Origin of the sequence: Amycolatopsis jejuensis, assembly GCF_000717335.1 — a bacterium.
GTDB classification, from domain to species: domain Bacteria; phylum Actinomycetota; class Actinomycetes; order Mycobacteriales; family Pseudonocardiaceae; genus Amycolatopsis; species Amycolatopsis jejuensis.
Map to the genome: position 1 here is coordinate 62,035 of NZ_JNYZ01000027.1, position 22,748 is coordinate 84,782.

General features: G+C 69.4%; 18 protein-coding genes. 11 read left to right on the plus strand and 7 right to left on the minus strand.

Annotation, left to right across the window (positions count from 1 at the left end; translation table 11 throughout):
- Nucleotides 1-2: 2 nt before the first annotated feature.
- On the minus strand, nt 3-1,472 hold the full coding sequence (locus tag OO71_RS32225) for a SpaA isopeptide-forming pilin-related protein (protein ID WP_033293737.1): 1,470 nt from the start codon (nt 1,470-1,472) through the stop codon (nt 3-5).
- Nucleotides 1,473-1,791: 319 nt separating this feature from the next.
- Between OO71_RS32225 and OO71_RS32230 the strand changes: the two genes are divergently transcribed.
- The 3 genes from OO71_RS32230 to OO71_RS32240 all read left to right on the plus strand — a co-directional run bounded on the left by OO71_RS32230 (nt 1,792) and on the right by OO71_RS32240 (nt 5,881).
- On the plus strand, nt 1,792-2,652 hold the full coding sequence (locus tag OO71_RS32230; RefSeq protein ID WP_033293738.1) for a Bax inhibitor-1/YccA family protein: 861 nt from the start codon (nt 1,792-1,794) through the stop codon (nt 2,650-2,652).
- 226 nt (nt 2,653-2,878) lie between these two features.
- Complete coding sequence (locus OO71_RS32235; protein WP_033293739.1) at nt 2,879-4,153, plus strand: YeeE/YedE family protein; 1,275 nt, start codon at nt 2,879-2,881, stop codon at nt 4,151-4,153.
- A gap of 189 nt (nt 4,154-4,342) precedes the next feature.
- Complete coding sequence (locus OO71_RS32240; protein ID WP_033293740.1) at nt 4,343-5,881, plus strand: DHA2 family efflux MFS transporter permease subunit; 1,539 nt, start codon at nt 4,343-4,345, stop codon at nt 5,879-5,881.
- A gap of 54 nt (nt 5,882-5,935) precedes the next feature.
- Here OO71_RS32240 and OO71_RS32245 read toward each other — a convergent pair whose 3' ends face one another.
- Together OO71_RS32245 and OO71_RS32250 are read right to left on the minus strand one after the other, a co-directional pair.
- Nucleotides 5,936-7,588 carry an ABC-F family ATP-binding cassette domain-containing protein gene (locus tag OO71_RS32245; protein ID WP_033293741.1) on the minus strand — a complete coding sequence of 551 codons (1,653 nt, stop codon included), beginning with the start codon at nt 7,586-7,588 and terminating at the stop codon, nt 5,936-5,938.
- 265 nt (nt 7,589-7,853) lie between these two features.
- Entirely contained in the window at nt 7,854-9,074 is a 1,221-nt protein-coding gene (locus OO71_RS32250) for an acetyl-CoA C-acetyltransferase (RefSeq protein ID WP_033293742.1), read from the minus strand.
- Nucleotides 9,075-9,194: 120 nt separating this feature from the next.
- Between OO71_RS32250 and OO71_RS32255 the strand changes: the two genes are divergently transcribed.
- The 6 genes from OO71_RS32255 (at nt 9,195) to OO71_RS32285 (ending at nt 16,054) form a co-directional block, all read left to right on the plus strand.
- Nucleotides 9,195-10,109 carry a pentapeptide repeat-containing protein gene (locus OO71_RS32255; protein WP_033293743.1) on the plus strand — a complete coding sequence of 305 codons (915 nt, stop codon included), beginning with the start codon at nt 9,195-9,197 and terminating at the stop codon, nt 10,107-10,109.
- A gap of 98 nt (nt 10,110-10,207) precedes the next feature.
- Nucleotides 10,208-11,578 carry a cystathionine beta-synthase gene (locus OO71_RS32260; RefSeq protein ID WP_033293744.1) on the plus strand — a complete coding sequence of 457 codons (1,371 nt, stop codon included), beginning with the start codon at nt 10,208-10,210 and terminating at the stop codon, nt 11,576-11,578.
- Between the two features lie 114 nt (nt 11,579-11,692).
- Complete coding sequence (locus OO71_RS32265; protein WP_245633859.1) at nt 11,693-13,225, plus strand: hypothetical protein; 1,533 nt, start codon at nt 11,693-11,695, stop codon at nt 13,223-13,225.
- A 249-nt stretch (nt 13,226-13,474) separates the two neighbouring features.
- Nucleotides 13,475-14,014 carry a hypothetical protein gene (locus OO71_RS32270; RefSeq protein ID WP_156096656.1) on the plus strand — a complete coding sequence of 180 codons (540 nt, stop codon included), beginning with the start codon at nt 13,475-13,477 and terminating at the stop codon, nt 14,012-14,014.
- An 85-nt stretch (nt 14,015-14,099) separates the two neighbouring features.
- The gene (locus OO71_RS47805; RefSeq protein ID WP_051792518.1) at nt 14,100-14,819 is read left to right on the plus strand and encodes a hypothetical protein; all 720 of its coding nucleotides are present in this window, start codon (nt 14,100-14,102) and stop codon (nt 14,817-14,819) included.
- 77 nt (nt 14,820-14,896) lie between these two features.
- A complete protein-coding gene (locus tag OO71_RS32285; protein ID WP_033293920.1) occupies nt 14,897-16,054 on the plus strand; it encodes a cystathionine gamma-synthase in 1,158 nt (385 codons plus the stop codon).
- 692 nt (nt 16,055-16,746) lie between these two features.
- Here the strand turns inward: OO71_RS32285 and OO71_RS32290 are convergent.
- A complete protein-coding gene (locus OO71_RS32290) occupies nt 16,747-17,034 on the minus strand; it encodes a hypothetical protein (protein WP_033293746.1) in 288 nt (95 codons plus the stop codon).
- Between the two features lie 95 nt (nt 17,035-17,129).
- On the opposite strand from OO71_RS32290, the gene ilvA reads away from it, so the two are divergent.
- On the plus strand, nt 17,130-18,335 hold the full coding sequence (gene ilvA, locus OO71_RS32295) for a threonine ammonia-lyase (protein ID WP_033293747.1): 1,206 nt from the start codon (nt 17,130-17,132) through the stop codon (nt 18,333-18,335).
- A 4-nt stretch (nt 18,336-18,339) separates the two neighbouring features.
- Here the strand turns inward: ilvA and OO71_RS32300 are convergent, their stop codons facing one another.
- The 3 genes from OO71_RS32300 to OO71_RS52545 all read right to left on the minus strand — a co-directional run bounded on the left by OO71_RS32300 (nt 18,340) and on the right by OO71_RS52545 (nt 22,109).
- Entirely contained in the window at nt 18,340-18,708 is a 369-nt protein-coding gene (locus OO71_RS32300) for a hypothetical protein (RefSeq protein WP_425388723.1), read from the minus strand.
- Nucleotides 18,709-19,914: 1,206 nt separating this feature from the next.
- Nucleotides 19,915-20,766 carry an immunity 49 family protein gene (locus OO71_RS32305; protein WP_033293748.1) on the minus strand — a complete coding sequence of 284 codons (852 nt, stop codon included), beginning with the start codon at nt 20,764-20,766 and terminating at the stop codon, nt 19,915-19,917.
- Between the two features lie 5 nt (nt 20,767-20,771).
- Nucleotides 20,772-22,109 carry a hypothetical protein gene (locus tag OO71_RS52545; protein ID WP_033293749.1) on the minus strand — a complete coding sequence of 446 codons (1,338 nt, stop codon included), beginning with the start codon at nt 22,107-22,109 and terminating at the stop codon, nt 20,772-20,774.
- A 295-nt stretch (nt 22,110-22,404) separates the two neighbouring features.
- Here OO71_RS52545 and OO71_RS51025 point away from each other — a divergent pair, with 295 nt between their 5' ends.
- Complete coding sequence (locus tag OO71_RS51025; RefSeq protein ID WP_162186141.1) at nt 22,405-22,704, plus strand: hypothetical protein; 300 nt, start codon at nt 22,405-22,407, stop codon at nt 22,702-22,704.
- The last annotated feature ends 44 nt before the right edge of the window (nt 22,705-22,748 follow it).

A 22,748-nucleotide genomic window follows, 5' to 3' on the forward strand; every position in this document is an offset into this window, starting at 1 on the left:
GGTTACCGCCGGGCCGACCGCCGCGCGGCGAGCCCGACCAGCGCCGACCCGGCGAGCACCAGCGCACCGAGACCGGACAGACCCGGTACAGAGAAGCTCGTCTCGACCGTGCCGCGGGCCATCGCCACCGGCTGGTCACCGGCGGGGATCGCGTGCGGCACTTCGTTCGGCGTGTTGGCCACTGTGAGCGCCAGTGTGCCGCCCGGCTGGAGTGACCCGCACGCGGCAGGCGGGTTCTTCGGGTCGAACGCGTTGGTGTAGCCCGGCGGCGCATTCACCTCGACGACGCAAATCTCTTGCGGGGCAAGGAGATTCTCCACCGCGGCCACGCCGTTGTCGCCGCTCGTGGTGACCACCACGGGCTGTCCGTCCGGACCGTTGAGCGGCTTGCCGTCCTGTGCGGTGGCCGGGCTCTTACGGTCCTTGCCGGTGATCCGCAGCGTCGCGCCGCCGATGCCCTTGCCGGTCTTGGCATCGGTCTTGGTCACCTGCACCTTGCCCGGCTTCGCGATCGCGACCACGCCCTGCGCGGTCAGCTTCTTCTCGCCGCCGGTGGACACGACGTTCTGCACCTTGCCGTTCGCGTTCACCGGGTTCTGCACGCGCGGCACATCCGCCGGTGCAGACAGCGATGCGACCAGTTTCGGCTGGTCACCAGTGGGGGTCAGCTTCACCTTGACCGTTCCGTCGGCCCCCGTCTTCACCGTCGTGTCCGACTGCGCAGCCTGCGGCGCAGCGTTGCCCGAACCCGACTCCGACGCAGGAACAGCAGCCCCGACGTTCGCATCGGTCGCCGTCAGCTTCACCGGAACATCGGCGACGCCCTTGCCCTTCGCGTTCTTCACCGTGACCGTCCAGTCCGCCGCCTGTCCGACGTGCTGGTCGCCCTTCGGTGCGGTGACCGACGCCGTCCACGGACCGCGGCTCGCCTCGGCCTCGGCCGTCATCTTGGCGACGTCGTCGGCGGCGGCCGAGGAAGCCGCGCGCAGCTTGTTCAGGTAGTCCGGCGCGTTGTAGCCGATCTTGTCCGGCGGCAGACCCGGCTTCAGGTCGGCGTCGCTGCGCGGCTTGGCCGTCCATGAGTGCAGCAGGTGTGCCAGCGCGGCGGCTTCGTCGTTGTTCTTCGTGTTGCCATAGCGCAGCAGCAGGTACGAGATGTCGGCCGCCTCGTTCGCGGGCAGCGGGTCGCCCCACTTCGTGCGCAGCGGGTCGCCCGGCTGGTACTCCTCGCCGGTGTCCGGCGCCTTCAGGTGGAAGCTGACGCAGAACACGTCCTTGCCGCCGACCTGGTACGAGCCGAGCCAGTCGTGATGGCCGTTCCCGAGGTCGATCCGGTGCCCGACGCTTTCCTTGCTGGCGGCGGCGGCCGGGGTCGTTCCGAGAGCGGTGACGGAGAGTGCCCCGAGCAGCGCCGCAGCGACCAGCCCGGTGGCTGCGCGCCAGCGAGCGCGCGGGCGTGAGATCCACCCCATGGTGTGTTGACTCCTTCGACATGCCTGCCCGACCCGGGTCCGGCGGCACCACAGTTCACCTGATCGAACAACTCCCCGACACGCGTTCGGTTACTTTCCCAACACGCGAAGTGAAGGTTCGCGGGTGATCACCCGTGTTGTCTAGAGACCATCGGGTGACCTGCGGTGAACGGTCGTGATCTCCGTCGCATACGGTGGGACCTGCGGGCCTCGCCACCCACCCGGGTGATGAGTAAAGTCGTCTTTACCCGATGGGGAACCAGCGAGCCCGCGCGGTCGTTGAACCCGACGCAAGGTGCCATAAGGTCCAGGAGGACAGGTGCGTTCCAGTAGCAACCCGGCGTTCCGCAAACTGCCGCGCGGCACGACCGCGACCGGTCAGTACGGGCCGAATGTCGGCTTCGAGCAGCCATACGGCCAGCCGCAGGGCCAAGGCGGCGTTCCGGGTTACGGTCCGGGACAGATGGGCACGGCCTCCGCCGACCGTCCGATGACCGTCGACGACGTCGTCATCAAGACCGGCATGTCCCTCGGCGTCGCGCTCCTCGTGGGCGTGCTGTCGGCGATCTGGGCGCAGACCCAGCTGGTCCCCGATTCGCTCGGCCGCATCGCGCCGAGCGGGGCCCTGCTCGGTGCGCTGATCGGCGGCCTCATCGTCGGCCTGATCATCTCGCTGGTGATCATCTTCCGGCAGAAGCCGAGCGGTCCGCTCACCCTTGTCTACTCGGCTGCCGAAGGCCTGTTCCTCGGGGCGCTCAGCGGCCTGTTCGAACTGGTCAAGCCGGGGATCGCGCTGCAGGCGCTGATCGGCACCGCGGGCGTGTTCGTCGCGATGCTGGTGGTCTACAAGACCGGTGCGGTCAAGGTCACGCCCAAGCTCACCAAGTGGATCGTCGGCGCGGTCGCCGGTGCCGCCATCCTGATGCTGGTGAACCTGGTCACCGCGGTGTTCTTCGGCTTCAACCCGCTGCGCGACGGCGGCCCGATCGCGATCATCTTCAGCCTCGTGGTCATCGGCATCGCCGCGTTCAGCTTCCTGCTCGACTTCGACCAGGCCGACCAGATGATCCGCGCCGGCATGCCGTCGAAGTGGGCCTGGTACGCCGCGTTCGGCCTGATGACCACGCTGGTCTGGCTGTACCTGGAGATCCTGCGACTGCTGTCCTACCTGCGCGAGTAACCCTCGCACAGGATTCCCGAGAAGGCGCTCCGCGTAAGGCGGGGCGCCTTTTCTGTGCCCGGACCCGGCAAGCGACCCGGTACAAAGCCGCCATTCGGCCGCCCGTTTTCGGCCGTTCGTCGCACTCTGTGGGACGAGCTGCGACCGGTCCGGCGGTGGTCCTAACGTTGATCGCCCCCCATCCCCGGGAGGTCTCCGAGAATCCCCGACAAGACCAGGAGACGTGGTGGCGACCACCGATTCCCCTGCCGACGAGCGGAAACTGCTCGAATTCCCCACGTCGTGCGCAGCACCGACGCCGAAACCGGAGGACCCGGTCCGGGTCGTCCCGCTCGCTGTCGCCGGGGTGCTGGCCGCCGGGCTGACCGCGTACGTCTGGGCCACCTACGGCGCCAAGTTCGGCGTGCTGCTCATCCTGGGACTGGCGCTCGGCCTCGCGCTCTTCCACTCCCGCTTCGGGTTCACGTCGGCCTGGCGGCAGCTGATCGCGGTCGGCAACGGACAGGGCCTGCGGGCGCACACGCTGCTCCTCGGCACCGCCGCGACGCTGATCGCCCTGATCTGCGGTACCGGCGCCGGGCTGTTCGGCAGCAAGCCGCTGCCGGTGGCGAACGTCGGGCCGATCGGGCTGGCGCTCTTCGTCGGCGCGACGCTCTTCGCGATCGGCATGCAGCTCGGCGGCGCCTGCGCGTCCGGCACGCTCTTCGCGGTCGGCTCCGGGCAGTCGACGATCGTGCTCACCCTAGGCGGTTTCATCACCGGTTCCGTGCTCTACACCTGGGGTTACCCGCTCTTCACCGGCTGGCCGCAGGTGTCCGGGTTCCTGCTGTCGGACCACGTCGGCTGGTTCGGTTCCTGGGCCATCACGATCGCGGTGCTGGTCGGCATCGTGTTCGCCACGCGCCTCGTGCAGAAGCGGCGCGTGCCGCCGCCGGTCGACACCGTGCCGACCGCGCACGGGTTCACCCGGATCTTCCGTGGCTCATGGCCGATTCTCGTGGGTGCGGTGGTGCTCGGCGTGCTGGCCGGTGCGGTGTACCTGGTGTCCGGCGGCATCTGGGGCGTCACGAGCGCGTTCAGCCTGTGGGGCGCGAAAATCCTGCAGGTGTTCGGGCTGCACCCGGAGCAGTGGGAGTTCTGGCAGCTGAAGGCGAACGCGGCATCGCTGTCCAAGCCGATCTGGCAGGACAAGACGAGCCTCACCGACATCGGCATCATGATCGGCGCGGGCGTCGCCGCCGCGGCCGCCGGGGCGTGGAAGATCCACAGCTCGATCCCGTGGCGCACCGCGGTGGCCGCGATTCTCGGCGGAATCCTGATGGGCATCGGCGCGCGGCTGGCGAACGGCTGCAACATCGGCGCATATCTCGGCGGCATTTCCGTCGGCAGCCTGCACGGCTGGCTGTGGGGTGCCTTCGCGCTTTTCGGTACGTGGATCGGGCTGAAAGTGCGGCCGTTGTTCGGTTTGGGCAACCCGGCGCCCACGGACAGTATCTGCTGATCAACAGGGGACTTTTCGCCGGTCCTCCCGGGTCGCGCGAAAAGTCCCCACACAATTGCGTCCAGAGCGAAATCGGGTACGGCTTTCCGCGCGCCTCAGTTATTCTCTGATGCGCGCAAGGGGGAACCGTGTCCGCGTCGTCGCTGCACGGGCTTGCGCTTTCCACCACTCTCGCAGATGGGGTTCCGCATGTCCGCACCAGCGACTCCGGCCGCGCCGGACGGTTCCGGTGACAAACTAGACCGGGCCGTGCTCAAGGTCGCTTCCGTGGTGGTGCTCGGCGCCATCATGGCGATTCTCGACACCACCGTCGTCAACGTCGCACTGCAAAAGCTCACCATCCAGTTCGCGACCTCGTTCGACACCATCCAGTGGGTGGCCACCGGTTACATGCTGGCGCTCGCCACGGTGATCCCGGTCACCGGCTGGGCGGCCGACCGGTTCGGCACGAAACGGCTGTACCTGCTCGCGATCGGCACGTTTCTGGTCGGCTCGATGCTGGCCGGGCTCGCGTGGAACGTCGAATCGCTGATCGCCTTCCGCGTCGTGCAGGGTCTCGGCGGCGGCATGCTGATGCCGGCCGGCATGACGATCCTCACCCGCACCGCGGGCCCGCAGCGGATCGGCCGCGTGATGTCCGTGCTCGGCGTGCCGATGCTGCTCGGCCCGATGTGCGGGCCGATCCTCGGCGGCTGGCTGGTCGACGCGGTGAGCTGGCGCTGGATCTTCTACATCAACGTCCCGATCGGGATCATCGCGTTCCTGCTCGCGCTGCGGTTGCTGCCGAAGGACAACCCGGAACCGTCCGGCCGCTTCGACTTCCTCGGCATGCTGATGGTGTCGCCGGGTCTTGCCGCACTGATCTTCGGTGTCTCGCGGATCCCGTCCACCGGCACGGTCGCCGACGTCGAGGTGTGGCTGCCCGCGCTGGCCGGGGTCGTGCTGCTGGTGGCGTTCGTGCTCCGGGCGCAGCGGGTCGCGCATCCGCTGGTCGACCTGAAGCTGTTCCGCAACCGGTCGTTCTCCGTCGCGATGATCACGATGGCGGTGTTCTGCATCGGGTTCTTCGGCGCAATGCTGTTGCTGCCCACGTATTTCGTGCTGGTGCGCGGAGAATCCGCGTTGCAGGCGGGTCTGCTGCTGGTACCGCAGGGCTTCGGCGCGATGGTGGCGATGCCGATCGCCGGACGGCTGGCGGACAAGATCGCGCCGCGCCGGATCGTGCTGCCCGGCCTGGTGCTGATCGTGGCAGGCATGGTGGCGTTCACGCAGGTCGGCGCGAACACGTCGTACGTGCTCCTGCTGTCCGCGATGTTCGTGATGGGCCTCGGCATGGGCTGCACGATGATGCCGATCACCTCGGCCGCGCTGCAGACGTTGCAGTCCAAGGACATGGCGAAGGCGTCCACGGCCACGAACATCCTGCAGCAGACCGCGGGCGCGATCGGTGCCGCGGTGATGTCGATCATCCTGGCGGCGCTGCTCGCCGGGAAGTTCGGCGTGCCGACGAGCCAGGGCCAGCTGGCCGCCACCGTGGCGATCCAGACCCCGGCCTCGCACGACGCGGCCGCAGGCCTGGCCGGCGGCTCGTTCGCCAAAACGTTCCTGTGGGCCACGATCCTGCTGGCGCTGTGCCTGGTACCCGCGTTCTTCCTGCCGAAACGCCGTCCGGTTCCGGCCGAGGCAGGCGAACCCGGCGAGGTCGCGTCGCCGGTCCCGATGCACTGAGTTCCGCGGAAACCGCCCGGTGGAGCTGCTTTTCTGCAGCCCCACCGGGCGGTCTCAGTGCACCGGCACCGCGCTTTCGGCAGACAGGTCGATGCTCGGCCATCCGGCCACGTCGCGAAGGAGCTGCCGATCGTGCGAGGACAGCACGACCGCCGCTTCGGTTGCTCCCAATGCTTCGGTGAGTTCGTCGACGAGCGCGATGGAGAGATGGTTCGTCGGCTCGTCCAGGAGCAGCACGTGCGGGCGCAGGGCAAGCACGAGCGCCAGGTCGAGACGGCGTTGCTGGCCCATTGAGAGCTCGCCCACCCGTTTGCCCGACTCTCGCGGTTTCAAGAGGCCGAGCTGCGACAGCCCGACCGCTTCCGAAGACGGCACGGTGCCGTCGGAAACGTGTGTCTCGACGTGCGTGTGGTACACCTCGCTCGCTCGCCGATCCGGCGGTAGATCGCTCTCCTGCCGGAGAAATCCCAAGCGTGTGCCAGTGGATTTGCGCACCGCTCCGGTGTCTGGCGTCAGCTCGCCACCGGCCACTCGGAGCAGCGTGGACTTGCCTGCGCCGTTCGGGCCGGTCACGACGAGCCGACCTCGGTGCGACAGCGAGAACGACACCGGTTCACGCAGCCGCCCGGCGACGCTCACGTTCTCGACGCTCAGCAGAGTCGCGCCATTCCGCGTGTGTAGCTCGGGGAACCGGAACACCTGTGGCGGTTCCGGAACCGTGAGGGCATGCGCTTCGAGCGCTTCGCGTCGCCGGTGCACGTTCTGCACGAGGCTGCCTGCCCGGGTGGCCCGTCCGTGCTTCGGTGAACCTTTCTCCGGGCGCCAGCCCGAAACGAGCCGGTTCTGTGCGGCGCTGAGGTCGTTCTGCAGCCGGGTGCGCTCGTCCTGCTGCCGTTCGTATTCCTGCTCCCAGCGTTCCCGTTCGGCCAAGCGTCCTTCCCGGTAGCCCGAGTACCCGTTCCCGTAGACGCGCGGCCGGTCGTCCGGAGTCGGGTCGAGATCGACGATCGTCTCCGCAAAGTCCGACAGCAGCGCACGATCATGGCTGACGACCACGACCCCGCCATTGCGCGAGCGGAGCTGTGCGGTGAGGAAATCGAGCCCACTGCGATCGAGGTGGTTGGTGGGTTCATCGAGCAGCAGGAAGTCGTCGTCGGTTCCCAGCAGGCAGGCCAAGCGCACGCGATAGCGCTGCCCGACGGACAGTTCGGCGAGCAGCTTCGTCAGGTCGGTTTCCGCATGGAGTGCTTCGAGCGCGATCTGCACGCACCGCTCGGCATCCCACGCGTCAAGCGCTTCGACGCGTTCCAGCGCAATCGCATACTCCTCGGCGGCAGACTCGGTGCCATCGGTGAGCGCGTGGCTGGCGGCGTCGAGCCTGGCCAGCGCAGCGAGCGGTTCGGCGATCGCATCCGCGACCGCTTCCCCGACGCTCCGTTCATCGGCGGTGTCCATCTCCTGCTCGGCGACGCCGATCGTGCCGACGGACTGGACGGCGCCGCTGTCGACGCCGAGTGTCCCCGTCAGCACGTGGAGAAGGGTCGATTTGCCCCGCCCGTTTTCGCCGACGATCGCGACCCGCGAAGCCTGGGTCAGAGTGAGATCGACGTGGTGGAGAACGGGGGTGGCGCCGCGCATCACGGAGACGTCGGTGGCAATGAGCTGCGCGCGGGCGCGCGCAGGTAGACGGTGAGAAGAGGTGTGCATTTGAGTCTTTCGAGCAGGCGCAGCACAAGCCAGGTGCGTACGCAAGGACGGCAATGGGCCAGAACGAGTGGCCGCCACAGGCTCGGAGATACTCGACGAGCGCGGCGGCTACCCAGCCGTCACAGGAAGTACAAATGCATGATCACAATCTACCACAGGCCACCAAGCGCCCCAATGCCACATTGGGTGCATGTGACGCACCCAATGTGGCGTTCGGTGCATCTGACGCACCCAACGCCACATTGGGGTCTTTGCGTTGCCAGTACTACGAAAGCCGCTCCAGCACCATCGCCATGCCCTGGCCGCCGCCGACGCACATCGTCTCGAGGCCGAACTGCTTGTCGTGGTGCTGCAAGGAGTTGATCAGCGTCGACGTGATCCGCGCGCCGGTCATGCCGAACGGGTGGCCCACCGCGATGGCGCCGCCGTTCACGTTCAGCCGGTCGAGGTCGATGCCGAGGTCGCGGTAGGACGGGATCACCTGCGCGGCGAACGCCTCGTTGATCTCGACGAGGTCGATGTCCGAAATGGACAGTCCGGCGCGGGACAGCGCCTGCTTCGACGCCTCGACCGGGCCGTACCCCATGATCTCCGGCGAAAGCCCGGTGACGCCGGTGGACACCACGCGCGCCAGCGGCGTCAGGCCGAGCTCACGCGCCTTGGTGTCGGACATGATCACCACGGCCGCCGCGCCGTCGTTGAGCGGGCAGCAGTTGCCCGCGGTGATGCGGCCGTCGGGGCGGAACACCGGCTTGAGCCCGGACACGCCCTCGATCGTGACGCCCGCCCGCGGCCCGTCGTCCTTCGACACCACCGTGCCGTCGGGAAGCGTGACCGGCGTGATGTCCTTGGCCCAGAAGCCATTCGCGATCGCCTTCTCGGCGAGGTTCTGCGAGCGCACGCCGAACTCGTCCATGTCCGCCCGCGTGACGCCCTTGAGCCGCGCCAGGTTCTCCGCGGTCTGGCCCATCGCGATGTAGACGTCCGGCACGTTGCCGTCCTCGCGCGGGTCGTGCCAGCTGTCGGCACCGGCTTCCGCGGTGGCCTTGGTGCGGGCCTCGGCGTCGGCGAAGAGCGGGTTGTGCGTGTCCGGCCAGGAGTCCGAGCTGCCGTTCACGAACCGCGACACGGCCTCGACCCCGGCCGAGATGAAGACGTCGCCCTCGCCCGCCTTGATCGCGTGCAGCGCCATCCGGGTGGTCTGCAAGCTGGACGAGCAGTACCGCGTGATCGTGCAGCCGGGCAGGTGGTCGAAGCCCAGCTCGACGGCGACCGCGCGGCCCATGTTGAACCCGGACTCGCCGCCGGGCAGCCCGCAGCCGAGCATCAGGTCGTCGATGTCGGCCGGGTCCAGCTGGGGCACCTTGTCCAGCGCCGCGCGCACCATCTGCGCGGCCAGGTCGTCGGGACGCATCCCGACCAGCGACCCCTTCCCGGCACGGCCGATCGGGGAGCGGGCAGTCGAGACGATGACGGCTTCGGGCATGACGGACACTTCCTCGGGTCGGCGGCACTAAGCGGTTGCTCACTATCTTGCCGCTTCTTCCGCCGCCCGCAAAGCCGAAGGCGACGTGCACCACCTCACGCCCATGGCAGGATCGCGGCCGTGACGGAGCGCAGCCGGGTCTTGTCCAGCCGTACGATCGCCTGGTGGGGTGCAGCTTTGGTGCTGCTCGCCGCGGCCGCCGCGAGCCTGCTCCTGCTGTTGCTCGGCGGAGGTACTCCGGCCGATTCCGCGCGGCTCGACGCGCTCCGCACGGCCGCGAACGTGGTGGTCGGCACCGGTGGCGCGGCCGCGTTGCTGCTCGCCGCGCGGCGGCAGCGGTCCGCCGAGCTCGACCTCGAGCAGAAGGACCACGACGCCACCCAGCGCCGGATCACCGAGATGTACGGCAAGGCCGCCGACCAGCTCGGCAGCGACAAAGCGCCGGTGCGGCTGGCCGGGCTGTACGCGCTCGAGCGGCTGGCCCAGGACCATCCGGACCAGCGGCAGACGATCGTCAACGTGCTGTGCGCGTACCTGCGGATGCCGTTCGAACCGGGGTCCGCCGAATCCGGTGAGGAGCTGCAGGTCCGCAAGGCTGCGCAGCGGATCCTGGTACTGCACCTCCGCCCGGAGAACGCCGGGTCGTACTGGCCCGGCATCGACCTGGATCTCTCCGGTGCCCGGCTCGTCACGTTCACGCTCACGCACTGCGCAATCCGTTCCATCGTCTGCTACCAGGCCGAGTTCCACGAATTCGCGACCTTCCGCGGCACCGAAATCCGTGGCAATGCCGATTTCACGCAAGCCGTTTTCACCGAACGCGCCGACTTCCGCGGCACGACCTTCGGCGGCGACCGCGACGCGTTCCGCGGCACGAAGTTCGAACAGCACGCGGAATTCGGCGTGAAATCGGCGGCCCGGCTGTCCGGGGCACTCGCGAAACCGGGGTACAAACGCAGCTGGCCTCCCGGATGGGAAGAAGAACCGGGCGACGACGGCTGGCTCCGGGTGGTTCCGTCGGGTGTTTCCGGCTGACGGTCCGGCGCCGCACCGCCGGCGCCGCACCGCCCGCGCCGCGCCCGGAGACCCCCGGCAAGTCGCCGCCGCCGTACCCGGCTGTTTAGGCTGGTCGCGTGGAGTACGCAGAACACATCGTGGACCTCGTGGGCAACACCCCGCTGGTCAAGCTGAATTCGCTCACGCGGGGGCTCAAGCCGCTCGTGCTCGCCAAGGTCGAGTACGTCAACCCGGGCGGCAGTGTGAAGGACCGGATCGCGCTGCGGATGATCGAGGCCGCCGAGGCCTCCGGCGAGCTGCGGCCCGGCGGCACGATCGTGGAGCCGACCTCGGGCAACACCGGCGTCGGCCTCGCCATGGTGGCCCAGCGCAAGGGCTACAAGTGCGTGTTCGTGTGCCCGGACAAGGTCAGCGAGGACAAGCGCAACGTGCTGCGTGCGTACGGCGCCCGCGTCGTCGTGTGTCCCACCGCGGTCGCGCCGGAGCACCCCGACTCCTATTACAACGTGTCCGACCGGCTCGTCCGCGAGATCGACGGCGCGTGGAAGCCCAACCAGTACGCCAATCCGGAGAACCCGGCGAGCCACTACCACTCCACCGGCCCGGAGATCTGGCAGCAGACCGACGGACGCGTCACGCACTTCGTCGCAGGCGTCGGCACCGGCGGCACCATCTCGGGTACCGGGAAGTTCCTGAAGGAGGTCAGCGACGGCCGGGTGCAGGTGGTCGGCGCCGATCCGGAAGGTTCGGTGTACTCCGGCGGCACCGGGCGGCCGTACCTGGTCGAGGGCGTCGGCGAGGACTTCTGGCCGGAGACGTACGACCGTGGCATCGCCGACCAGATCATCCCGGTCAGCGACGCGCATTCCTTCCAGACCACCCGCCGCCTCGCCGTCGAGGAGGGCCTGCTGGTCGGCGGCTCCTGCGGGATGGCCGTGGCTGCCGCGCTGAAGCTGGCCGAGAGCCTCACCGAGGACGACGTCGTGGTCGTGCTGCTGCCCGACGGCGGCCGCGGCTACCTCACCAAGGTTTTCAACGACGCCTGGATGTCGTCCTACGGCTTCCTGCCGCCGGATTCCTCGGGCGCGACGGTCGGCGACGTGCTCACGCGCAAGAGCGGCGCGCTGCCGAGCCTCGTGCACTCGCATCCGAACGAGACGGTCGCCGAGGCGGTGGCCATCCTGTCGGAGTTCGGCGTGAGCCAGATGCCGGTCGTCAGCGCGGAGCCGCCGGTGATGGCCGCCGAGGTGGTCGGCGCGGTCAACGAGCGGGACCTGCTCGACGCGCTGTTCACCGGCAAGGCCCAGCTCGCCGACCGGCTCGAAACGCACATGTCACCTCCGCTGCCGACGATCGGCGCGGGGGAGCAGGTGAGTGCCGCGATGAAGGCGCTCGAGGGCGCCGACGGTGCGCTCGTGCTGATCGACGGCAAGCCCGCGGGCGTCGTCACCAGGCACGATCTGCTCGCGTTCCTCGCCGGGCGGTAGGCGCGGGATCACGGGGTTCCGGCCGGGGCGTCTGCGAGCGGCCCGGCGTCCCATCCGATAGCGTGCACGCGATAGAACTTTTTAGCGTCATCGTCAAGGGGGTTCAAGACCCACATGAGTGCTCCGCAGCCACCGAACCAGCCCTGGGACGGCGGCCAGCAGCCGCCGCAGGGCCCGTCGAGTGGACCGACACCACAGCAGGACAGTCCCTTCGGCGCGTCGGAGCCGACCCAGGTGGTCCAGCCGGGCCAGCCGCAGCCGCCCGCACCGGGTGGTGGCGCGTTCGGCGAGACCCCGGAACCGACGCAGGTCGTGCAGCCCGGCCAGCCGGGTGAGGCCACCCAGGTCGTCAACCCGCTGGGTGCCGAGGGCACGGCCGAGTCGACGCAGCTCGTTCCGCCGAGCCAGCAGCCGCAGAACATCCCGTACGCCCCGCCGCCCAGCGCCGCGGACAACCCGGCCGCTGTCGCCGGCTTCGCGCAGCAGAGCCCGCCCGGCGGGTTCGGGCAGCCGGGTCAGCCGGGTCAACTTGGTCAGCCTGGTCAGCCGCAGGGCTTCGGTGCGCCGGGTGGTTTCGATCAGGGTGGCTTCGGCGGTCAGCCGGGCTTCGGCCAGCCTGGTCAACCCGCATTCGGCCAGCCTGCGCAGTTCGGTGCGCCGCCCGCGGCTCCGGGTGGCGGCAACGCGCTGTACGGCTACGTTGCGGGCGGCGTCGCGGCGCTGCTCGCGCTGGTTTCGCTGATCTATTCGTTCGTGTACATCGGCAAGGTCAGCGACTTCTCGACCTACCTCGACGGGGCGCCCAACGCGGCCGCGCTCGACAAGTTCCTGCAGGAGTCCGGCCTCTCCAGCCCGGGCACGCTGATGCTGTACGCCATCTTCGTGGTCGTCGGCGCGGTCGTCGCGCTGGCCGGCGGCGTGGGTCTCGCGCTGGCCGGACGGCTCGGCGGGCTGCGCAAGTTCGTGCCGATGGCGGTTGCCGCGGGCGGTGTGCTGCTCACGCTGTTCTCGATCCTGCTGCTCAACGGCACCACCCTGAGCGGCAAGTTCGTCGACCAGCTGAAGAGTGCGGGTGCGAGCACCGACAACGTCGGCAGCGACCTCGGCACGCTCACGATGATCCTCGGCATCGTCATCTTGATCATCGGCGTGCTCGGCCTGATTCCGGCGACCGCGCAGTTCGTCGGGCTCGGCGGCCCGTCCTCCGGTGGTCCTGCCGGTCCTGGTCCTGGTGGTCCGGGTGGCCCGGGTGGTTTCGGCGGGCAGCCGGGCTTCGGGCAGCCGGGTGGTTTCGGCCAGCCGGGCCAGCCGGGTCAGCCCGGTCAGCCGGGCCAGCCTGGTCAGCCGCCGCAGCCGGGTTACGGACAGCCGGGCAGCGGTGGTTTCCCGCAGCCGGGCGGCCAGAACCCGCCGAGCGCCCCGACCCCGCAGCCGGGGTACGGCCATCCGGGCGAGCAGCCGGGCTACGGCCAGCCCCCGCAGCCGGGTGGTTACGGTCAGCCGCCGCAGCCGGGATACGGCCAGCCCGGCCAGTACCCGCCGCCGCCGGGGCAGTACCCGCCGCCGGGTGGGCAGCCGCCTCCGCCGGGGTACGGCCCGCCGCCGCAGCAGGGTGGCTACGGCCAGCCGCCGCAGCAGCAATGGTGAGTTCCTGAACGTCGCGAAGGGCGTCTCCGCCGATCCGGGTGGAGGCGCCCTTCGGCGTTTCCGGTGCACTTTTCGCGGGGTCGGAAGAATTGCCGTGGAATGCTCACCAAGCCGTCCGAGAACCTGTTCCGGCAGCTGAGGGAATTGCGTGCGGTTCGCCGAACCGGCACTTGACGCTGTCCCCATTTGCGCATTTCCGGGCTAGGGTGAGCGCCGTCCGAATCGCCTTCAGCCCGAGGGAGACCCACCGTGAGCGGCCCGCAGGGACAACCGGCACGGCGGCGGGCCCCTTCCGCGGCAGTCCCGGCTCCGCGCAGGCCGAACGCGTTCACCGCGATCACGGCGGGATTGTTCGGGCTCGTCGCCGCGGTGGCAGCCGGGTACCTCCCGGTCACCCAGTTCATCGACATCCCGTCCGGGTTCAGCCTCGGCGACCTGTCGCCGTGGACGCTCGTGGACCTCGGTGCGTACCTGGTCGCCGCGCTCGTCCTGCTGGTCGGCGCGGTCGCGACCTTCTTCCGCGCAACAGCAGGCGCGTTCTTGCTCATCGCGGGCGCACTGATCGCAGCCGGGGCGATCCTGCTGGAACCTACGCTGAATGGTCCACCGGCTTACGCTGAGTATTTCCGCACGCTCCTGCGGTTCGAAACGTTCGCGGCGATCGACCGGGTGGCCTTGTCGGCCGCGGTACTGCTCGTTTTCGTGCTGGCTGTGCTGCCGACGACCTTTGGTTACCTGCGGTACCGCGTACCTGTCGTGCCGTCTTCGCCACCTTCGCGACATTGGTGAATTTCGCCCCGAAACCGCCGCCGGACTGGCACGATACGGGGACTTCACCCGCCGCCGGCGGGTCCGAGCTTTCCGAGGACTCCCCGTGACCTACCCCCAGAACCCGCAGGGCCAGCCCCAGGAGCCGCAAGGCGGCCAGCACCCCGGGCAGTACCCGGGCAGCCAGCCGACGCCGGCGCAGCCGTACCCGGGCAGCCAGCCGACGCCGGCGCAGCCGGGTGGCCAGCCCACGCCAGGGCAGCCGTACCCGGGTGGTCAGCCGTACCAGGGGCAGCCGTATCCCGGCCAGCCGTATGCGGCGTACCCGGGCGGCCCCGGCGTGCTCCAGCCGAAGCCGAACGGCGCCACCGCGATCATCGCCGGGGTGCTCGCCATCCTCGGCGGCATTTTCGCGGTGATCGGCGTCATCGGGTCGATCGTGGTGGTCGCGAACTTCACCCGCGGGGTCGGCATGGTCTACGTGTCGCTGATCGTCAACCTGGCGCTCACCGGGCTGCTTTTCTACGGTGCCATCGCGTTGTTCCTGCACAAGGCGTCCGGGCGGCTGTGCGTGATCATCGGTTCCGGGCTGGCGATCGCGATCCGGGTCGTGTCGGTCGTGATCTTCTCGGTCGGCGCGTCGGGCTTCGAGGACAGCGCACGGATCGTCGGCGCCGGGGTCGGCGGCACCCTGGTCGCCATGCTCCCGCCGATCGCGACGCTGGTGCTGGCGATCGTCAAGCCGACCGTGGACTGGGTCAACTACCGGCCGACCGCGCCGGGTGCGCCCGCTCCGGGTGGTTACCCGCCTGCACAGGGCTGGTAACTGCGGGTTTGTCTCCCGGATGGTGAGTTGCCTCCCAGCTGATGGGATTGTCGGGGGTGGGCCGTACCCTGGAAAGCATGGCCGACGACTACTCCGTCCTGGGTTTCGAAACACGCGCGATCCACGCCGGGCAGCAGCCCGACCCTCGCACGGGTGCCGTCATCGTGCCGATTTACCAGACGTCCACGTACGCACAGGACGGCGTCGGCGGCACCCGCGAGGGTGGCTACGAGTACTCGCGCACGGCCAACCCCACGCGCACCGCACTGGAGGAAGCCCTCGCGGCGCTGGAGGGCGCGCGGCACACGCTGACGTTCGCATCCGGCATGGCGGCGTCCGACGCGGTGCTGCGCACGGTCCTGCGCCCCGGTGACCACCTGGTGCTGGGCAACGACGCGTACGGCGGCACGTTCCGGCTGATCGACAAGGTGCTCAGCCTGTGGGGCGTCGAGCACACGGTCGCCGACCTGGGCCGCATCGAGGACGTCCGGGCCGCCATGCGCCCGGAGACGAAGCTGATCTGGTGCGAGTCGCCCACCAACCCCCTGCTGGGCATCGCGGACATCGCCGCACTGGCCGGCGTGGCCCACGACGCAGGCGCCCGCCTGGTGGTCGACAACACCTTCGCGACGCCGTACCTGCAAACCCCGCTGGCCCTCGGCGCAGACATCGTGGTGCACTCGACCACCAAGTACCTGGGCGGCCACTCGGACGTGGTGGGCGGCGCAGTCCTCACGAACGAAGACGAACTCCGCGAGCAGCTGTTCTACCTGCGCAACGCAGCCGGCGCGGTCCCCGGCCCGTTCGACGCCTGGCTCACCCTCCGCGGCCTCAAGACGCTGGCCCTGCGCATGGACCGGCACAGCGACAACGCCGACCTGGTGGCCCGCACGCTGGCCAAACACCCGAAGGTCACGCAGGTTTACTACCCGGGCCTGCCGGAACACCCAGGTCACGAGGTAGCGGCAAAGCAAATGCGCCGCTTCGGAGGAATGGTGTCATTCCGCGTAGCAGGCGGCGAGAAGGCCGCATTGGACGTCGCATCCCGCACAAAACTCTTCATCCTGGCCGAATCCCTGGGCGGGATCGAGAGCCTGATCGAACACCCAGGCCGCATGACGCACGCTTCGACGGCCGGTTCCACCCTGGAAGTCCCGGAGGACCTGATCCGGCTCTCAGTGGGAATCGAGGATGGCCGCGATTTGGTGGCGGATCTTACGCAGGCATTGGGCTGAGCTGGGGTTATCGCGGCAAGTTGAACTTGGCTGGTTGGGTCTGGCTGGGGTGCGGTTGCGGCGCGGGGCAGGCCGGGCTGGTGGCGGTGTTGCCGTGCAGGCCGCTAGGCGGTCGTGCCGGGTTGGCGGGGTTTGCGTTGGTTGAGCCGGGCCGGGCCGCAGGTTGGGTTGGTCCGTGTTGCCGAGCAGGCCACGCCGCCGAGGCGGCCGCTAGCCGGTCGCGCCGGGCTGCCGGGGATGCCGCGGTTGAGCACGGCGGGCCGCAGGTGGTCGGATGCGGGGGCTGCGGGTTGGGTTGGCCGAGCCGCCGAGCAGGTCGCTCGGGTTCCATCGCGCCGCCGGGAATTGCCGCAACTGAGCTGGACTGATGGGCTGCGGACCGGACTGCCGGGTAACCCGGCAACGGGCGTCGGACCGGGGCTCAGGCCGCGGGGGTTGGGGTCGTCGAGTGGGCTGCTGCGGAGCTCAGGCCGGACCGCTCAGTCCACATTGCAAACTCTGCCCCATTTTCCAGCCCAGCCGACCCACTCCGTCACCACTGGCCCGCCCCGGCGCACTCTGGCAGTTCGCGGGCGAACCTGGCCCGCTCGTGTGCAAGCTCCGATCAGTCACCCGCGCTGAACCGGTCCGCTCAACCCCGCGCAAGAACACAACTGCCCGAAAAACCTTGTGTCACAACAAAAACAAGGCACTCAAGGACGATAGCTGCTCGGCTGAATTCCGGTCTTCGCGTGGTGCTCTGCTTGCGGCTGGGCCGGTGCGGCAGGGAGTTCGGTGCCGTCGACGCAGCCGCCGACCAGTTCGACGTGGTTGTCGTGGCGGATGTACTGGGCTGGGCCGTGGCAGCCGGCTGCGTCGACGGTTGCGAAGGCTGCGCCGGTGAGCGCCACTGCGGACACGATGCCCGCGGCCAGGGGCAGCAGGCCGGAGCGGGGCGGGTACTTCGCCCGGGCGGTGGTCGCGTCCTGCGCGCGTGCCATGGTCGCACTCCCTGATCATGTGTGGCTGCTGTAATCAGAGTACCGGTCTCCCGGCCGGCGCACCCCGGCCGTCCGTCGGTGGCATCATCGGCGCCATGGAACTGGTCAGCGTCGAGCGCATCGAGGAAGCCCGCAAGCTCCTCGAAGGCGTCACCCGCGTCACGCCGATGGAGCACGCCCGCGACCTGCGCCGGCTCCACGGCGGCCCGGTGTACCTCAAGTGCGAGAACCTCCAGCGGACCGGTTCGTTCAAGATTCGCGGCGCCTACACCCGCATCCACGGCCTGTCCGCCGAGGAGCGCGTGCGGGGCGTCGTCGCGGCGAGTGCCGGGAATCATGCGCAGGGGGTTGCGCTCGCGTCGTCGCTGCTCGGTATTTCGTCGACAGTCTTCATGCCGCTGCGTGCCCCGTTGCCGAAACTCGCCGCCACCCGCGGTTACGGTGCCGACGTCCACCTCCACGGCGCCGTCCTCGAGGAAACCCTCGCCGCCGCCATCGAGTTTTCCGAACGGACCGGGGCGGTGTTCATCCATCCCTTCGACCACGTCGACGTGATCGCCGGGCAGGGCACCGTCGGCCTCGAGATCCTCGAGCAGGTGCCGGGCGTCAAGACGATCCTCGTCGCGACCGGCGGTGGCGGCCTGGTCGGCGGGGTCGCGTCGGCGGTCAAGGCGACGAATCCGGACGTCCGGATCGTCGGCGTGCAGGCCGAGGACGCCGCCGCATTCCCGCCTTCGCTCGCCGCCGGTTCGCCGGTCCGGCTGCGGGAGGTGCACACGATGGCGGACGGAATAGCCGTCGGCGAGCCGGGGCCGGTCAGCTACGCGCATGTCTCGTCGCTGGTCGACGACGTCGTCACGGTCAGCGAGGAATCCCTGTCCCGCGCGGTGCTGTTGTGCTTGGAGCGACGCAAGCTGGTGGTGGAACCGGCCGGCGCCGCGCCGGTCGCCGCGCTGCTGCAGCACCCGGGCGCATTCGAGGCGCCGGTGGTGGCGATCCTGTCCGGCGGCAACGTCGATCCGGTGCTGTTGCAGCAGATCATCCAGCACGGCATGACCGCAGGCGGGCGTTACCTGAAGCTGCTCCTGCGGGTGCCGGACCGTCCGGGCTCGCTGGTGTCGGTGCTGTCGTGCGTCAAGGACAAGGGAGCGAACGTCCTGGACGTCGAGCATTCCCGCATTTCGGGCAGCCTCGCCCTCGGCGAGGTGGACGTCGCGCTCGCGTTGGAAACCCGCGGCCCCGAGCACTGCACCGAGGTGACGGCCGCCCTCGCCGACGCAGGATTCACGATCGTCAGCTGACTGTCTACTGTGGACTTCCGGTGACCGCCTCCACCGCCAGTTCCTGCGCGGGCTCTCCGACCTCCGGTACCGCGAACCCTGCCGCCCGGATATGCGCGACCAACTCCGGATCCGGCGCAATCTCGTGCACGCGCAGGTAGTAGGCGACCGCGCCGGGCCACACCCAGCGGCCGTCAGTGCGGAAGTTCAACGGGACGACATCGGTGCGAGACGGGTCGAAGGCGTCGGTGTCGTTGCTGCGCGACGCGAGGATCACCGGGGCATCGTCGAGATAAGCGAGAACACGCTCCCGCTCCTCTGGTGACAACGGCTCCCGCTCGACTACGGGATGACCGGCGTCGTCAAGCCCGTCATAGACCCGCGGAGTGCGCATTTCGGCCGCGGTACCTGCTGGCGGGGTGGCCCGATCCTCTTGGGAGACAAGGGTTTCCGGTCCTTCTGTCTCGGGGGTTGGTTCCTCGGACGCTGAGGTGTCGCCCTCCGGCAGGGTTGGTTGCGCAGCTTGGAATGGCGACGGTGGGATTGCCTGCTGCCGCGCGGGAAGGGGCGGCGGGGTTGGTTGCGCAGCCTCGAGCGGCGGCGGAGTTTCCTGCGCCGACTCGGAAGGCAGCAATGCAGCCTGTTCCGCGCCCGGTTGCGCTGGAGCTTCCTCGACAGGATCGGGTAACAGCTGCGGCGCGGGTTGCGCGGCCTCCGGCGAAAGTGGCGGAGTTGCTTGCCCGGGGTCGGGGAGCGGTGGCGGAGTTGCCTGTCCTGCATTGGGCAGGGGCGGCGGCCCGGATTGTGAGCCCTCAGCAAGGGAGGGCAAGGGTTGTTCCGCACGGAACATCGGCGAGTTTGGCGTGGACAGCCCGGCATCGGGCGGTGGGGTCGCCTGTCCGGCACTGTGCTGCGGTGTTCCTGATGGTGCAGCTTGCCCGGAATCTGGCTGTGACTCCGGCAGTGGCCCGGCCTGCGCAGGACCCGGCGGTTGCGTGACCGGCGGCGGCTCGGCCTGCGCAGAACCCGGCTGCGGCAGCGGAGGCGCAGGTGGCTGAGCCGGTGGAGGCGCACCCTGCCCCGGCGCTGCGACGGGCGCCGGAGCGGGTGGCAATCCGGCCCGTTGCCGTAGCCACGGCGGTACGAAATGGTCTGCGCGCGGGAAAAAGCGCAGCTCGTCCTGGAAGCCGATCGGGGGTGGGGCCTGGCGCCACCTTGGTTCGACGTCCGGTTGGTAGTCCGCGAACGGCGGTCGCTGGGGGGCGTACACCAGGGTCGCGCTCAGCCAGGTGCCTCGGCCTGGCTGGTACATGCCCGGGCGGAGGATGCCCAGCAGCCGCGTGACCTCGGGGTGTGGCGGGATCGGGTACGAGCGGCCGTCCGGGGCCACGGCGGCGACGTCGACTTCCACGTGCCGTCCCGCTGCCCGGCAGGTGACCTGCAGTTGCTGCCATCCCGGCGGCACCGCGGCTGCGGCGGCGTGCCCGATTTGCTGGACGAGATCCTGTTGCTGCGCCGGCGTGAGCGGCACCGGTGGCCGGGTCATGGCTTCAGCGACTCCTCACCGCGGGGGCGAAATCCGGCGGACGACACCATCGGCTCAGCCGTCCTGTGCCGGGCGCGTGCCCGCGAGCAGGTTGGCCGGGGCGTAGCCGGACTGGACGTCGAACGACATGCCGACCGACCGGGCCAGCACCGCGACCGCCAGCGGCGCCAGTGCGATGAACCCGTCGGGCTCGTCGGCGCGGTCCTCGCCGGTCCAGTAGGTGCGGTGCTGCTCCAGCGCGTCGGCGAATGCCTCGGTGAACTTCTCCGCATTCCGCCGCAGCAGGTAGTAGAACATCCGGATCGGCGGGTACACGAGCTGCAGCATCGGCGCGGGTGGCGTGAACTGCGCGGTGTCCGGGTCGGTGCCGTCGAGTGCGGGCAGGAACATGTCCGGGGTGACCTCGCGGTGTGCGAGGAACGTCTGCAAGGTCTCGACCCACGGGTACATGTACGCGTCGTGCTCGATCCCCGATGCGCGCAGCACGTCGAGCGGGACTGCGGCCAGCTGCTGGATCAGCACGTCGTCGCGCGTGATGATGGCGAGCCATGCCGCGGTGAGCCATGCACCCGCGTCGGCCCGCTCGGTGGGGCCGGTGCCGGCGAAGCGCAGGGGACGGCCGATCACCGCGTCGACTTCTTGTCCCTCCGGCGCAGTTGCCGCGGTGAAGGCGGCGGCCGCGGCTTGCGCGGCGAGGCCGAGGTCCTCCCAGGTGTCCGGGTCGGCGGCGTCCGGGTCGACGACGGTGCGGTACTGCCCGAGCATCAGTTCCCGGCGCAGCACGTTGGCGAGTGCGCTCGTGTCTTTGGCGAGGTAGTCGAGGTAGAAGCCGACCTGCGGCGACAGCGCCTCGATCTGCTTCCACGCCACGGCGACGTCGACGGAATGCCTTGCAACGGTGGTCATCGATCTCATTCCTCACCGGACGCGGGACGCAGCGGTGACTGGTAGTCGTAACCATTGTACGGTTTGTAGTCGTAGCCGAGGTTTTGGTGCGGGGTCACGGATTCGTCGACCAGCGACCGCACCTCCACGTAATCGAGCCTCTTGTCGAGCTTTGCACGTTCGAGCGCGTCGGCGAGTTCCGGGTCGGTGCGCGCCATCTTCTTGACGATGTCGTCGAAGTACGCGGGGTGCCCCTGCTTGTACGTGCGCGCGACCTCGGGCAGGTACCGCTCGCTCGGCTTGCCGCCGGGGCCCTTCGCCTCGTGCACGATGTAGTGCGGTTCGCCGCCGTTGCGGTAGTCGACTTCCCAGATATGGTCGAAGTTTCCGGGACCCGGCTTGGCGCCGTCGACGGGATGGCGGGGCGTGATGTCGGCGCGCACGTTCCCGTCCGCGTCGACGATCTGGTACCGGTGACTGCCTTCCGGCGCGTCCGGGTGCTCGCGGACGTCGAAATGCTCGTCGGGGTAGGCGTCCGAGAAATCGCGGTGCAGCCGGTCGCGTACTGCGTGCCCGGACGTCTCCTCGCCCAGCACCTCGGACGCGTCGTTCTTCGCGTTGTGCGCGGCCGTCCAGTCGTCGGAGTCGGCCGGGGTGTTGGCCAGCTCCGCCTTCTTGGCCTCGCGGTCGGCGATTTTGTCGTCGATCGCGTCGTAGTCCTTGTCCCGCCAGTTCGAGGTGTCCGAATGCGGTCCGGAGACGTGCTGCGGGTCGCCGGTGCCGTGCTCGCCGGTGCCGTGGTCGTCGTGGTGTTGCCCGGTTCCGGCGTCGTGTTCGGGGGCGCCCTCGTGACCGCGCTGCGGCGGGTGCGAGCCGGAACGCGACTCGTCGAAACCGAGTGATTCGGCGGCCGGCCGGTCGTGCTTGAACACCGGTTTGCCGTCGACGAGGTCCACGGGATGCGGCGGGTTCTGCGGGTCGACCGCGGTGTGCCGGATGCGGAGTTCTTGTGACCCGTCGGCGTTGGTACGCAGGTAGTAGTGCTTCTTGACGTACTCCGGGTCATCGAGGTTCTGCCGCGGGGTGCGGCCGTCGGGGCCGGGCCGGTCGCGCCAGTCGACGTCGTCGTCGTTCTCGCCGCGGTGACGGGAACTGTCGGCATCGACGTCGTGCGGATCGTGGTGCCGCCCGTCCGGGGCGAACCCGTCGTCGCCGACGTGGTGCGACGTCCCGTCCGGACAGTGCACGGACCACTCGCCGTCCGGTGGAATCCGTGGTCGCATCCGTCCATCGGGGCCGATTTCGTAGTCGGACGAGAAAACGCGCCCGTTTGCGTCGGTCCAGGCCGGTTTGCTGGGCGCCATGACCTCGGTGTCGAGCTCCCGCGAGAGCCGGTGCGCGAAATCGTTGGACCCGGCGTCGCAGCCGATCAGGCGGATCGGCCTGCCGTCGTAGTTCCCGTTGTGGCGCAGGACATCGGCGAATTCCTCCGGCGTGTAGTGCCGGTCGCCGATGCGGGCGTGACCGTCGGGGGTGACGTGTACGTCGACGGAGTAACGCCCATCCGGATCCGGGTGGACGCGGTGCGGGAGATCGCCGAGCTCCGGGTCGTCGCGGTGGTACGAGCTGCCCGCCGGGGTGTCCTCGGAGTGCCGGTGGTTGACCTCGTCGGGAGAAAGCGGCTCGTCGTGGTGCGGCGGGGTGTCGTCGTGGTGGCCCGTGCTGTCGTCGTGGTGCGGTGGGTTGTCCGGGTTGTGGTGCTCGGGGTCGTTGTGGTGGCCCGAGCCGTCGCTGTGGCTGGGGCTTTCGGTGCCGTTGCCGGTGTCGGTGCCGTTGTGGGTGCCATTGCCGGTGCCACTGTGGCTGCCATTGCCGGTGCCGTTGTGGGTGCCGTTGCCGTGGTCGCCGGGCTTACCGGTGCCGTCCGGGTGGTCGCCGCGTTTGCCGGTGCCGTCGTGAGGTTTGGTTGCGGGGGCGCCGTCCTTGGGAGTCCGATGTGGACT

Bases quoted from the DNA above. Each gene is read 5' to 3' on its own strand.
- OO71_RS32285 (WP_033293920.1), top strand. From the start codon at position 14,897: ATGGCCGACGACTACTCCGTCCTGGGTTTCGAAACACGCGCGATCCAC.
- OO71_RS32245 (WP_033293741.1), bottom strand. From the start codon at position 7,588: ATGCACACCTCTTCTCACCGTCTACCTGCGCGCGCCCGCGCGCAGCTC.
- OO71_RS32240 (WP_033293740.1), top strand. From the start codon at position 4,343: ATGTCCGCACCAGCGACTCCGGCCGCGCCGGACGGTTCCGGTGACAAA.
- OO71_RS32265 (WP_245633859.1), top strand. From the start codon at position 11,693: ATGAGTGCTCCGCAGCCACCGAACCAGCCCTGGGACGGCGGCCAGCAG.
- OO71_RS32290 (WP_033293746.1), bottom strand. From the start codon at position 17,034: ATGGCACGCGCGCAGGACGCGACCACCGCCCGGGCGAAGTACCCGCCC.
- OO71_RS32250 (WP_033293742.1), bottom strand. From the start codon at position 9,074: ATGCCCGAAGCCGTCATCGTCTCGACTGCCCGCTCCCCGATCGGCCGT.
- OO71_RS32305 (WP_033293748.1), bottom strand. From the start codon at position 20,766: ATGACCACCGTTGCAAGGCATTCCGTCGACGTCGCCGTGGCGTGGAAG.
- OO71_RS52545 (WP_033293749.1), bottom strand. From the start codon at position 22,109: ATGGCGCCCAGCAAACCGGCCTGGACCGACGCAAACGGGCGCGTTTTC.
- ilvA (WP_033293747.1), top strand. From the start codon at position 17,130: ATGGAACTGGTCAGCGTCGAGCGCATCGAGGAAGCCCGCAAGCTCCTC.
- OO71_RS32225 (WP_033293737.1), bottom strand. From the start codon at position 1,472: ATGGGGTGGATCTCACGCCCGCGCGCTCGCTGGCGCGCAGCCACCGGG.
- OO71_RS32300 (WP_425388723.1), bottom strand. From the start codon at position 18,708: ATGCGCACTCCGCGGGTCTATGACGGGCTTGACGACGCCGGTCATCCC.